Source organism: Bacteroides sp. MSK.20.82 (genome assembly GCF_019052485.1).
GTDB lineage: Bacteria > Bacteroidota > Bacteroidia > Bacteroidales > Bacteroidaceae > Bacteroides > Bacteroides thetaiotaomicron.
On the sequence record NZ_JAHQUN010000033.1, the window covers coordinates 51,051 to 63,643 of the forward strand.

Annotated in this window: 10 protein-coding genes; all 10 read left to right on the top strand. The window is 52.1% G+C overall.

The annotated features are described in order from the left end of the window. Window positions 1-9 precede the first annotated feature (9 nt). Window positions 10-297 (top strand): hypothetical protein, encoded by a 288-nt coding sequence (locus tag KTR07_RS20400; RefSeq protein WP_005798244.1) that lies wholly within the window; start codon window positions 10-12, stop codon window positions 295-297. Beyond that, a complete protein-coding gene (locus KTR07_RS20405; protein ID WP_007571287.1) occupies window positions 294-1,013 on the top strand; it encodes a hypothetical protein in 720 nt (239 codons plus the stop codon). The genes KTR07_RS20400 and KTR07_RS20405 overlap by 4 nt, the downstream gene beginning before the upstream one ends. Window positions 1,014-1,015: 2 nt before the next feature. Beyond that, window positions 1,016-1,204 carry a hypothetical protein gene (locus tag KTR07_RS20410; protein ID WP_007562482.1) on the top strand — a complete coding sequence of 63 codons (189 nt, stop codon included), beginning with the start codon at window positions 1,016-1,018 and terminating at the stop codon, window positions 1,202-1,204. Between the two features lie 25 nt (window positions 1,205-1,229). Further along, window positions 1,230-7,787 carry a hypothetical protein gene (locus tag KTR07_RS20415; RefSeq protein ID WP_217315491.1) on the top strand — a complete coding sequence of 2,186 codons (6,558 nt, stop codon included), beginning with the start codon at window positions 1,230-1,232 and terminating at the stop codon, window positions 7,785-7,787. Window positions 7,788-7,916: 129 nt separating this feature from the next. Next, window positions 7,917-8,150, top strand: coding sequence for a hypothetical protein (locus KTR07_RS20420; protein WP_146348753.1), 234 nt, complete (start codon window positions 7,917-7,919; stop codon window positions 8,148-8,150). Between the two features lie 375 nt (window positions 8,151-8,525). Beyond that, a complete protein-coding gene (locus tag KTR07_RS20425; RefSeq protein ID WP_195550617.1) occupies window positions 8,526-9,827 on the top strand; it encodes a reverse transcriptase domain-containing protein in 1,302 nt (433 codons plus the stop codon). Beyond that, the gene (locus KTR07_RS20430; RefSeq protein ID WP_195373621.1) at window positions 9,824-10,309 is read left to right on the top strand and encodes a hypothetical protein; all 486 of its coding nucleotides are present in this window, start codon (window positions 9,824-9,826) and stop codon (window positions 10,307-10,309) included. The genes KTR07_RS20425 and KTR07_RS20430 overlap by 4 nt, the downstream gene beginning before the upstream one ends. A 185-nt stretch (window positions 10,310-10,494) precedes the next feature. Next, the gene (locus tag KTR07_RS20435) at window positions 10,495-10,737 is read left to right on the top strand and encodes a hypothetical protein (protein ID WP_195373623.1); all 243 of its coding nucleotides are present in this window, start codon (window positions 10,495-10,497) and stop codon (window positions 10,735-10,737) included. A gap of 66 nt (window positions 10,738-10,803) precedes the next feature. Continuing rightward, a complete protein-coding gene (locus KTR07_RS20440) occupies window positions 10,804-11,442 on the top strand; it encodes a thymidylate synthase (protein ID WP_195373624.1) in 639 nt (212 codons plus the stop codon). After that, window positions 11,439-12,299, top strand: a complete 861-nt coding sequence (locus KTR07_RS20445; RefSeq protein ID WP_195373625.1) for a DNA adenine methylase — start codon at window positions 11,439-11,441, stop codon at window positions 12,297-12,299. The genes KTR07_RS20440 and KTR07_RS20445 overlap by 4 nt, the downstream gene beginning before the upstream one ends. Window positions 12,300-12,593: the final 294 nt, after the last annotated feature.

The window sequence follows — 12,593 nt, forward strand, 5'->3', positions numbered from 1 at the left end:
CAGATATATATGAAAAAGTTAGATTTCAGGAATTTCAGCGTTCCCACCGGAATAACCCGTCAGACGAGGGAGGTTTTCGATGCACGTGAGCAGATAGCCGATTTGCTGTATACGCGTGTCAGTGGCATCAAGGCCCATCGGCTTGCGTTCAAGATTTTCGAGAGTACCGGCGAGACCGAGTTCAGCGATGAGGAAACCGGGATGATACACATGGCGGTGGAACGCTATTGTCTTCCCAATGTGATAGATGCCCTGAACGAAATCCTGGGCGGGTCAGAAACCGATAAAAACGAATGAGTATGGCAGAAATGACACAAGAAGAACTGGTTCAGGAAGTGCTGGACCGTGTACTCCAGAGTTCTACCGGCGTGGAGGACTTGGAGACCGTCACCTCGCTGAGCGGTGTGAAATCACTGCCCGGGGAGAAGGACGGCAAGATGGTGAACGTCCCCCTGGAACTGATAGGGAAGCCTGCGAGCGATGCCGCCGCCCGTGCCGAGGCTGCCGCCAAGAAAGCGGAAGGAGCCGTAGCCGGACTGGAGGAAAAGACCCAGGCCGCCACGGAAGCGGCCACCAAGGCCAACGAAGCGGCAGCCAAGGCAGAAAACGCCGCTGCCAAGGTGGAACAGACTACGGCAGCAGCCATCGGCGGGGCTACCGCACGCTTTTCCTCATGGATGGAAACAGGCAACGTTTTACCTGACAAGAGTACCAAACCGGGCGGCAGCGTAGTGTATGTAGCGGATGCCGGGAAGTTCGCCTACCACATGGACTCCACCCTGTACGGGGACTGGGATGTGGCGGGTGTGCCTCCTGCCGGCATATTCATGAATGCGGACCGGACAGCCATCCTGCCGGACAAGCTCTACCTGCTGGGTGATGCCGTATATACCGGAACAGGCGGCAGCCTGAGACTGCTGGCCTACCGGCATGAGGTGATGAGCGGGGAAGCTTACGAGGCGCTGCAGGACAAGGATGCGAATACGCTGTATCTGATTTATGAGGAGGATTGACGATGATAACCATAGGCGGTAAGGAAATAACGGCTGCGTATGTGGGGAAACGTGCCCTGTCGGCAGTCTATGCCGGGGCAAGACTGGTGTGGTCTGCGATAAGCAGCTGTTTCGGACTTGGATACTGGAAAGGCGACGAGCCGTGGAACGGATCGGACGCATGGAACGGTAGCAGTAAAACTGATAAATGAATGATTATTATAAAAGGACAGTATTATGGCAAAAAGGAAAATAAGCGGAATCATCAACGCGACTGAACATCCGATGAATCTTGAAACACCATGGAATCAGAAACAGCCGGACGGCACCTATCATGCCTATGCAGGCGATGACATCGAAGCGTTCCTGAAGAAGGAACTGTCAAACCGTACCCCTACCGAGGAACTGGTGAGCGGCGAGACGAAACCTCCTACATCCGGAACGGTGTTCGATGCGATGGTGGGTACGGTGACGGACGTGGATGTGCAGGACAGCGAGGACGGCACCCAGTACGTGATGACCGTCAAGCAGAAGGACAACCAGGGCGGCGAGAGCTCGAAGGAAGTGCGCTTTTCCAAGTACACGGACGATGACAAGGTGGTGGTGAACATCGACCTGACGGACAGCGGCGGTGCGGGACTTCCCGCCTCGCAGTATCTGGCACTGGGCAGCGGCTTTGTGGTGAAATACTCCGTAGGTGTGGGCACTGCCGGTGGCGGTACGGTGGACGGCTACAGCGACCTGAAAGCCCGCGTGATCGTGAAACGCGGTTCGACCGTCATCAGTGAGTTCCGGGATGCGGAGTTTGTGGGCGTTACAGCCGGACAGAGCTATACCTTTGACGCTTCGCCCTACCTGAAGGATGCCACTGCCTATACCGTACAGGTGGAAGCGCAGGCAACTTACCAGGACGGCACGCTGATGAAGACGGCCACGGCCAAGGTGACCATGGTGGCCATGGAGCTGGAGACCACCTACTCGGCGGGCAACGGGCTGGCCGACGGGGGATATAAAAATGACGTGAACATCCCCTTTACTGCCAAGGGCACGAGCGGTGAGAAGAACATCTACTACCGCGTGAACGGCGGACAGGCCTTTACCCTCGGTCTTTCGGCCGGCAGCGGTGTGCAGCAGAAGAACGTGACCATCCCCCTGACACAGATGCAGGAGGGTACGAACGTGGTGGAAGCCTACGCGCAGCATGAGAACTCCGGTGTGGTGAGCCGGGTGCATTACATTACGCTGCTGAAGGCAGGCGGAGGTGTGACAGCGTATGCCGGCCTGATGTTCAGCCACCGGGCAGCGGGGTTCCAGCGTGACTGGAAACACCCGGTGCTGGAGGCAGAGCAGTTCACGGCATGGAACTTCACGTATGCCGGCTATGACCGCGATGCGTATACGGCCCGTGTGAAAGTGACCGACCGGGGCAGCGTGGTGAAGGAAGACCTGCTGCAACGCGGTGAGACCGGCAGCTACGGACGGACGAACGTGAACGTGGAACCGTTGGACTACCGTGTGTCATGCGGCGATGCCGTGCTTGAGGTGCAGGTGAACACCACATCGCACCCGGACATTGAAGCCACGCTGGCACCGGATGCCGTGTGTACGTTTGACGCCTTCGGGCGAAGCAACACGGAAAACAACCCGGCAAGCTGGGTGAGCGGTGACAAGCGTATGGAGTTCCGGGACGTGCTGTGGAGCGTGAACGAATATGGTGCCGGTAGCGGCTGGCACAAGGACCGCCTGCTGCTGGCCGGTGGTGCAGGTATGACCCTGACCGCTGACGGCGGTTACCGCCCCTTCAACGAGGCGGAGAAGCCCGAAGGGTTTGCCATACGCGATGTGGGCATGACGCTGGAGATAGAATACAGCACGGCCAACGTGACGGACACGAATGCGGAGCTGATCACCTGCCTGGGGCAGCTGGACAACGGCAACCGGTACGGGCTGATTGTGACCCCGGAAGAGGCCAAGTTCCTGACCGGTGTGGTGACCGAGGCGATGGATGCCGGACAGGTGCTGCGCTATGAGGACTCGGTGGGTACGAAGTTCCAGCCGGGCACGAACATCCGCATTACCTATGTGTTCTACCCGAACGTGCAGACGAACGAACAGCGCACGCTGATCGGCTTCTATGTCAACGGTGAGGAAAGTGCCGCCTCGAAGTGGCTGGACAAGGTGAACTTCAACATCCAGAGCCAGCTGGAGTTCAAGTCAACGGGTGCCGACCTGAACGTGAAGAGCGTGCGCATCTACAACAAGGCGCTGACCTCGGACGAGGTGCTGAACAACTACATCGTGGACCGCAACCACCTGGAAGATGCCGACGGGGAACCGGGCGTGCGCTCGCTGGATGAGGACAACCGCGTGCTGAACGAGGGGGACACGGTGAGCATGGAGAAGCTGATGGGACTGATGAAGAAGCGCCGGAACTCGATCCTGGTACTGATAGGTACGGGCAGCGTGGGCAGTGAGGTGCCGAGCGAGAGCGACACGCTGAACGTGATGGATGCGCTGGCCCAGCTGAATAACAAGAAGGCCAACAAGCTGTGCCGGGAAGTGAGATTCTACAACGGCGAGAACCGGGCGCTGGACTGGATAGCCCGTGACATATATCTGCGCATTCAGGGAACCAGCTCGGTGAACTATGCCCGCAAGAACCTGCGCTTCTATTTCCAGAAGACAGCCAGTGGCTACACGGCACGGATGAGCTACGGCGAGATAGACGGCAACGGGCAGCAGAGCAACCCGACAGCCACGGAGGGCAAGAAGAACCTGTTCCGGCTGCGGGGCAACTCGGTGGGCGCGAAACTTGCCTGTGCGAAATGTGACTTTTCCGACTCCTCCATGACGACCAACACCGGTGGCGCGAAGTTCATCAACGATGGCATGAAGGAGATGGGTATCCTGACCCCGGCCCAGCAATATGCAGCCGACCATAGCGATACGTGCGGGCAGGATATACGCTCGGCCATTGACGGCTTGCCCTGTGACCTGTTTGTGGCCAGGAGCGTGGATGAGGATCTGACCTATTACGGCCAGTACAACATGAACAACGAGAAGAGCGACAGCTACCCGATATTCGGCCAGGACAAGACTATCGGCGGCGAGCAGTGGGGAACCGGCGACACCCTGAACTACCTGCAGGCAACCGGCGACCAGCCGAAGGAATACCTGCCCATCTGCATCGAGACGCTGAACAACTCGAATGACCTGTGCCTGTTCCGCTGGCTGCCGTCCACGGAGCCCGACCATACGGACTTCATGGATTTCAACTTTGACGGCGGTTTCGAGTTCAACCATCCGAAAGACGTGTTCTGGAACGATGGCGGAGGTGATGCCGAAGAAGAACCGAACATCAAGGAACACCTGGGCACCGGTGACAAGTACGACAAGATGTACAAGGCGCTTGACCGCATGATGAGTTTCCTCTATAAATGCGTGAAGGAAACGCCTGCCGGCAAGAATCTGACCTATAACAAGGAGTCGCACACGTTTGACGGGGTGGACTATGAGGATGACGGCAACAGGTTCCCGACCGCGAAATGGGTGAGCCCGACCTTCAGGAAGGAAGCCGGGAAGTATTTCAACCTGCCCAATCTGGCTGCCTACTACCTGTATGTGCAGTTCAACCTGGGCGTGGACCAACTGGCAAAAAACATGCTGGTGCGGACGTGGGACGGCGTGATGTGGTGGATTACCTATTACGACGGGGACTGTCAGCTGGGTTCGGACAACAAGTCGTTCCTGACCGGGAAGTATGACGACAACCGGCAGACGAAGCGCGACGGTGCCTACGTGATGCAGGGGCACAACAGCTGGCTGTGGAACCTGATACTGGGCAATATGGGCAATCTGCTGGAAGAAGTGATGACCAAGGGTGTGAACGGCGGAACCAGCTTCATGAGTGCCTTCAGCATCCAGAAGGCCGTTGACCATTTTGACACCGAACAGATGAAGAAGTGGTGCTCGCGCCTGTACAACAAGTCCGGTATCTTCAAATATATCTACCCGTTCTTGAACGAAATGCCGGTGGGTGCGGACGGCGCGAAACAGACCTATCCGCAGATTTACGGTTTGAAGGGTTCATTGAAAGCGCACCGGAACTACTTCATCCAACGCCGGTACGACCTGAAGCAGGTGGAGTATGGCTATGTATCCACGTTGGGTGCCCAGTTCTACCAGAGTACGGCATCGCTGGACAAAGCATACAAATTGAAGCCGATGCAGTACCGGCTGACCATCCCATACCGTGTGCAGCTGTCTACCAGTAACGGCGTGCAGGCCGACAGCGGTGTGGTGGATGCGGACGTTCTCCACTCGTTGCAGCTGACCCGTGCCTTCGGTGAGAACGACCCGCTGAAAATTATCGGTGCAGCCAAAATCAAGGAGCTGGTATGGCACGAGGATGCGTTCGCAATCGGCTTCAACTTCGGTCTGCTGACCTCACTGGTAAAACTCGACATGAGCGTGGAGAAAGCCAGCGGTTACCGGAACGGCTCGTTCATGGCTTCGACGAACGGCATGCTGCTTCTGGAAGAAGTGAACATGCGGAACAACCGGCTGGCCCGGAACGGGGACAACGGGAATGTGGCTACTTTAGACTTGAGCTGGCAGGGACGACTGAAGAAACTGGACGTGAGGGGTACGGGGCTGACCTGTGTGAAACTGGCCACCGGTGCGCCCGTTGTGCAGTTATACCTGCCGGACACGATTGAGGAACTGTTCCTGGAATATCTGACCAAGCTGCAGGACAGCGGCCTGATACTGGAAGGCATCAATAATGTGCGGGGCTACCGCTACACCAACTGCCCCGGCATCGACGGGTTCGCCATGCTGGAACGCCTGCACCAGGCCAGACTGAACGGCAGCGGCAAGCTGGAGCGCTTTGTGCTGGAGATAGACCGGGAAGACGACGGAACCCTGCTGAAGAAGTATTACGACTACGGAACGTATACGCAGACGGGTGCCGTGGATGACCGGCATTCGGGACTGAGGGGCAAGCTGACCCTGACGAAGTATCTGGCTGATGAGGAACTGGAGAAGTATGCCGCCCGTTATCCGGAACTGACCATCAAGCAGCCGCCCTATACGATGATCGAGTTTGACGACAGCGTGGCCGACGATGCCAATATTTCAAACCTGGACAACAAGACCGGATACAAGTTCGGGAATGCGTACAAAATGAGCGGGCATGTGAATGCCATCCTGTCCAAGCGCCACCGCGTACTGGCCAAGGTGACCAGGATGCCTACGAGCCGGAAGGTGGAGATAGCCGGGCAGCAGGTGGAAGTGAACAACCCGGACGGGGAGATGACCTATTTCCCCCTGCATGACGAAAGCTCGAACTTCTATGCCGATGCGGAGGATATGAACGATTGCACGGTTGCGAAGCTGGACGGCAGCGAGGGTGACTGGATGATGTATGAGCCGTTTTACTGGAGCAAGGGCATCAACGACTATCTGAGTGGCAAGAAGTACGCCTGCTACAGCAGTTATCCGGAGGACGAAATGCCCCCGATTCCGGACGCGACGGTACTGACACTGGATGCCATCAAGGAGACACAGGGCGGCTGGCTGGGTGAACGCAAGATCATGAGCGGCAAGCCCACGCTGATGGAATCCTATACGACGGACAAGGCTTATTCCGTGTGCAAAGTGGACGTGTCGGGTTACAGACGTGTGCGCTTCCCGAGCGTTCCCGGCACGGGGCTTATCGGCAGTGTGTTTGCTGATGCGGAGGGAAACATCCTGAAGAGTATTGTGGTGCCGACCATCGGCTTGAAATTTGAAGCCGGCATGTATCTGATAGTAGACGTTCCGGAACGTGCTACAGCCCTGCATTTCTCCATTCTGAACACGGCAGAGTTTGACTGCGTGGTGCTGAGCAACAGCGACAAGATAGAGGACATGGAACCGGATTGGGTGGCCAATGAGGAACATCTGTGTGCCGTTGTGGGCAGTTCTGTAGTGGGTAGCAAGTTGCGTGCCTGCATAACCGGAGCTTCGACCACGGCAAGCATGACCTGGACGGACTTCCACTATTACAGCCAGCAGCGTGGCATGCAGCAGATAGATGCCCTGATGCACAGCCGCATCGCGAACCTGAGCTATGCAAAGTACGGGCGTAGGGACATGCAGGAACAATGCGGTGCCGGTCAGCATAACAATAACCGGACAACGGGTGGAACGGCCGACCATGGAATGACAGATACCATCGGCTATGATGAAGCGTATGTCATCAACAACAAAATCACGAATTCGCTGATTGACGGCTTGGTGCATCAGTATGCCTGGTATAAGAGCCGGGACGAATACGGGCAGGCGACCGTGGTGCAGGTGAACAATATCTGCTGCCTGGGCTACGAGGACATCTACGGCAACAAGTATGACATGATGGACGGCGTGGATCTGCCGAATGACAGCGGCAACCAGGGCAAATGGCGCATTTGGATGCCTGACGGCAGTATCCGTATGGTACAGGGCAAGAAGGACAGCGGTCAGTGGATTACAGGCGTGGCGCACGGCAAGTATATGGACCTGGTTCCGGTAGGTAATTTGAACGGATCATCTTCTACCTACTATACCGACATGTACTGGATAAGCACCGCCACAGTCCGTGTGGTCTATCGCGGGTGCAACAATGCGAATGCGTATGGCGGTGTGTCGTATGCGAATGCGAGTAACGATGCTTCGTTTACGAATGCGTATGTCGGCTCGCGTCTGGCCTTCCGCGGCAAAATCGTCCGGGCGCAAAGCGTGGCAGCGTACAAGGCGATACGCGAGGTGGCGTAAGCGCAAAGCGCCAAAGCGTGGAGCGAAGCGACTAAAACGAAAGAACGGGATTCGGATGGTTTCCGAATTCCATTTAAAAGGTATTCAAATACCGGCGAAGCCGGTCGAAAAAATAGAATTTTGAGGTATATGAAAAAGATTATCGCATTTTTAAAAATGAGTAACCGTTACAAGCATCTTATCGGTGGTTTGATGGTAGGTCTATTGGGATTTACTCCTTGGACGGCCTTTTATGCTGCGGCCATTGCAGCTTCCTGTCTGGAACTGAAAGATACTCTTCGGGGAAGTCCTTGGGACTGGATTGATTGGGGGCTCACCATCGCGGGTGGCAGTATATCCGTTTTATTTTGGATGATAGTGTAATTCGTTTATCTGTTTTGCCTGTTAAATCAGTAACTTTGCAAGCGGTAGAGTTCCCCAATAGTCCGTGTGGTCTATCGCGGGTACAACAATGCGAATGCGAATGGCGGTGTGTCGAATGCGAATGCGAATAACGATGCTTCGAATACGAATGCGAATGTCGGCTCGCGTCTGGAAATCTAACAAATCGGCGTACAGCAGCGGGGACGTGTCCCCGAAGCGGTGCCGAGGGGAGCAAGCCACAGCAACAGCACCAGAAAAGGTGGAAAGCTGAAAAATCACGCGTCGGGTGGAGTTTGGTAGGCTGTTATCAGTTCGAAGAAGTCAGACCCGGGGAAAGGAAGGCCCTCATCTTCCATGTTTATTAACCAATAGCTTATGCGCAGGGAAGGATATATTATCGAGGAAATCATCGAATACTCCAATATGTCGGAGGCATTTGATTCGGTACTTCGCGGAACCGATCGTAAGAGGTCAAGGCAGGGACGGTTCCTGCTTGCCCATAGGGAGAAGATTATCGCCGAACTGACGGCTTCCATTGCGGACGGCTCATTCCGGCTGGGCGGCTACCATGAGAGGGAAATTGAAGAATACGGTAAAAAACGTATTTTGCAGATCCTGTCCATGAAAGACCGCATCGCTGTGTTTGCCATCATGAATGTGGTGGACCGCCACCTGCAAAAACGTTATATTCGGACAACCGGTGCAAGCATCAAAAGGCGCGGTACTCATGATCTGATGAACTGCATACGTACCGATTTGCAAAAAGATCCGGAAGGCACGCTTTACGCATACAAATTTGACATCCGGAGGTTTTACGACAATGCGCGGCAGGACTTTGTTATGTGGTGCTTCCGGAGGGTGTTCAAGGACAAAAGGCTGTTGGTGCTGCTGGAGCGGTTTGTTAAGCTGCTGCCGGAAGGTATCAGTTTCGGACTGCGCAGTTCACAAGGGGCAGGAAATCTGCTTCTGTCTGTATTTTTAGACCACTATCTGAAGGATAAGTACAGGGTTCGTTATTACTATCGCTATTGCGATGACGGACTGGTACTCGGTAAAACGAAAGCGGAATTGTGGAAGATTCGTGATGCTGTTCACGGGCAAATGGGAAAAATAGACTTGGAAATAAAGCCGAATGAACGGGTGTTCCCTGTAGAAGAAGGCATTGATTTCCTTGGCTATGTTATCCGTCCCGACTATGTAAGATTGCGGAAACGCATCAAACAGAAGTTTGCCCGGAAGATGCACGAGGTAAAATCGAGAAAAAGACGGCGAGAACTGATTGCCAGTTTCTACGGCATGACGAAGCACGCCGACTGTAATAAGTTGTTTAAAAGATTAACAGGCAAAGAAATGAGAAGTTTTAAAGACTTGAATGTCGCTTACAAGCCGGAGGACGGCAAGAAGCGATTTCCCGGTGTGGTGGTAAGCATCCGGGAACTGGTAAACTTACCGATTGTAGTGAAGGACTTTGAGACCGGTATCAAGACCGAGCAGGGAGAAGACCGCTGTATTGTGGCCATCGAAGTGAACGGCGAGGCAAAGAAGTTCTTCACCAACAGCGAGGAAATGAAGAATATTCTCGCACAAGTAAAGGAAATGCCGGATGGTTTCCCGTTTGAAACGACCATCAAAACAGAGACATTCGGCAAAGGTAGAACCAAATACGTGTTTACATGAGAAGAGTTGAAGGAAGTGCCGGGGTTTCGCTGATGGAATGCACGAACCCGGTTAAAGACAAATGGCGCATCCGATGGGATGTGCAGGAAAAAGAGAACGGCTCTGCCTCCTACATGGAAGAGGAGTTCGGGCATAAGCCTACTGATGAGGAAATCCGCACATTGGTTATGTCCTGGTATAACAGCCAGACTGATGCAGCTATCCTATCCGGATTCGCCTATAATGGTGCCCCTGTATGGCTTTCCACGGAGAACCAGTACAACTATAAGGCAGCATACGATCTGGCTGTTCAGACGGGCGGAGAAACCCTACCGGTCACATTCAAGTTTGGTTCGGATGAACAGCCCGAATACCATACTTTTAGTCGGTTAGATGAGTTGAAAGACTTCTATACGAAAGCGGTAAGGTATATTCAGAAGGTTCTGGCTGAAGGCTGGGAAAAGAAAGATAAGTTCAATTTGGATTTATATCGGATTAAATGATTGATAATCCCTTCGGGGGAGGGATAAAAAAAGCCCCCGGCCTGTTAATATAGACGCCAATCATTTATTAACACAAAACGCCACGAGAGTGCGCGACCGGGGGCAATGCCCTCTGCCGCACTCTCGTGGCGTTTTTACGCATTAAATAAATGATTGGCATTGCAAAAGTACAAAAATGATTGGATATGACATTGTTTGAAGCACTTAAATTCAATAGAAAACCGCTTGAAATGCTTATAAGTTTGGGCGGCAAGCAGGATGACCTTCGATTCATAGACTTATATACGGAGTATGAGGTCATGAAAAAACAAGGTGAAAAGACCACTTATGCAGTGGCGTTTTTGGCAAATAAATATTCGGTAAGCGAACGCAAGGTGTATGATATTATCAAACGGTTTGGAAAGCACTGCACGCTCGGTGCAGTATGAATGATGTGCCGGGGATGCCTTGTGTTGTCCGGTAGAGCTACCTTTGTACAACCAAAAATAAAGCTCATGAATAAGTATTACCAGACATTAGACAAGATACTCCAAACGGGCAAAATCCAGACCAATAGGAAAGGCCGTATCAAGTATCTATTAAACGAAAGGCTCATGCTGACCCCCGCTGATTTACTTGACATATTTGAAAGCCACGGGATAGCCAGGAAAAAGCTGAAAGAGGAATTGAAACTGTTTATGCAAGGAGTCCGGGATGTGGAAAAATACAAAGAGGCAGGGATTACCTGGTGGGGTTATTGCGGCCATACCCTTGTAAACAGCTATCCAACTTACTTTGAAAAGCTTCCACCCCTCATAACCAGGATTAACCGGGAAAAGCGCAACAGCAAGAATTATGTCCTGTTTCTTGGAGAAACCGGGGTGGAAAGCAACCAGACACCCTGCCTGAGCCTTGTGCAGTTCCAAATTGATGAGGGAGAACTGGTGCTATCTGCATATCAGCGTAGTTCTGATGCGAACCTTGGGCTTCCGGCTGATATTTATCATCTTTATCTGATGGCAAGGCAGGTGGAGCTTCCCCTGAAGTCCATAACCCTTGACCTTGGAAATGTGCATATATATGAAAATAACATTGACCGGACTCTGGAACTGTTATCCGGAGTTGAAAACATTAAATTTGACTTGAACGTATGAAGAATATGAATTTATCTGCACCACTGCCATTTGTAGGCCAAAAAAGAATGTTTGCTAAAGAGTTTATTAAAGTTTTGGAACAGTTCCCTAAAGATACCGTGTTTGTGGACTTGTTTGGCGGTTCCGGACTTCTTTCGCATATAGCCAAAAGAAGCAAGCCCGATGCTACTGTTGTCTACAATGACTTCGACAACTACCGGTTCAGACTGAAAAATATCCCACAGACAAATAAACTGCTTGCCGATATTAGGGAGCTGGTGGGTAATTCGATACCCAAACATAAACCAATTAAAGGGGAACTTAGAGAACGCATTTTTAAACGTATCGAGGAAGAAGAACTAAATGTTGGGTACGTGGATTTTATAACCTTATCATCCTCACTAATGTTCTCCATGAAGTATAAATTGTCTGTAGCCGAAATGCGCAAGGAAGTCCTTTATAACAACATTCGCAAGACCGGTTATCCGGAGTCTTCTGACTACTTAAAAGGGCTTGAAATTGTATCATGCGACTACAAAGCAGTATTCAACCAATATAAGGATGTTCCCGGAGTCGTCTTTTTAATTGATCCGCCTTATCTTTCCACTGATGTTGGTACGTACAATATGTATTGGCGCTTGTCTGATTATTTGGATGTTTTAAAGATACTCGAAAAGCATTCCTTCGTTTATTTCACATCCAATAAATCCTCCATACTTGAACTGTGTGAATGGATTGGAGCAAACAGAACCATTGGCAATCCTTTTGAGGGTTGTACAAAAAAGGAATTCAATGCCCACATGAATTATTCTGCCGAATATACAGACATGATGCTGTATAAGAAACAGGAAAAATTAGTTCATAAAACAGCTGCTTAGCACTAAACAAAGATACAATTTTTCAAGCAGAAGGCCAAACTTTTGAGCCTTATTTTAATGCCGTTATAAAGCCATTTTTTATGAAATTATAAAGCCGAAACAGAGGTCATTACAAAACTTTTGTTTCGGCTTTTTGAGTGTTGCGCGCTTTCCTTTTTTGAACGCTTCGTTTTGTCCCTTTTCCTGAAAATCGAACGCTTCGTTTCGGATTCTGCGGAAATTTGGATTTGCGGATTATAGTAATACCCGTTTCCAAGTATCACGACATAAACATAAGAAAGTCATGGAAACGAT

Bases quoted from the DNA above. Each gene is read 5' to 3' on its own strand.
- KTR07_RS20435 (WP_195373623.1), top strand. From the start codon at position 10,495: ATGACATTGTTTGAAGCACTTAAATTCAATAGAAAACCGCTTGAAATG.
- KTR07_RS20425 (WP_195550617.1), top strand. From the start codon at position 8,526: ATGCGCAGGGAAGGATATATTATCGAGGAAATCATCGAATACTCCAAT.
- KTR07_RS20445 (WP_195373625.1), top strand. From the start codon at position 11,439: ATGAAGAATATGAATTTATCTGCACCACTGCCATTTGTAGGCCAAAAA.
- KTR07_RS20420 (WP_146348753.1), top strand. From the start codon at position 7,917: ATGAAAAAGATTATCGCATTTTTAAAAATGAGTAACCGTTACAAGCAT.
- KTR07_RS20415 (WP_217315491.1), top strand. From the start codon at position 1,230: ATGGCAAAAAGGAAAATAAGCGGAATCATCAACGCGACTGAACATCCG.
- KTR07_RS20430 (WP_195373621.1), top strand. From the start codon at position 9,824: ATGAGAAGAGTTGAAGGAAGTGCCGGGGTTTCGCTGATGGAATGCACG.
- KTR07_RS20405 (WP_007571287.1), top strand. From the start codon at position 294: ATGAGTATGGCAGAAATGACACAAGAAGAACTGGTTCAGGAAGTGCTG.
- KTR07_RS20400 (WP_005798244.1), top strand. From the start codon at position 10: ATGAAAAAGTTAGATTTCAGGAATTTCAGCGTTCCCACCGGAATAACC.
- KTR07_RS20410 (WP_007562482.1), top strand. From the start codon at position 1,016: ATGATAACCATAGGCGGTAAGGAAATAACGGCTGCGTATGTGGGGAAA.
- KTR07_RS20440 (WP_195373624.1), top strand. From the start codon at position 10,804: ATGAATAAGTATTACCAGACATTAGACAAGATACTCCAAACGGGCAAA.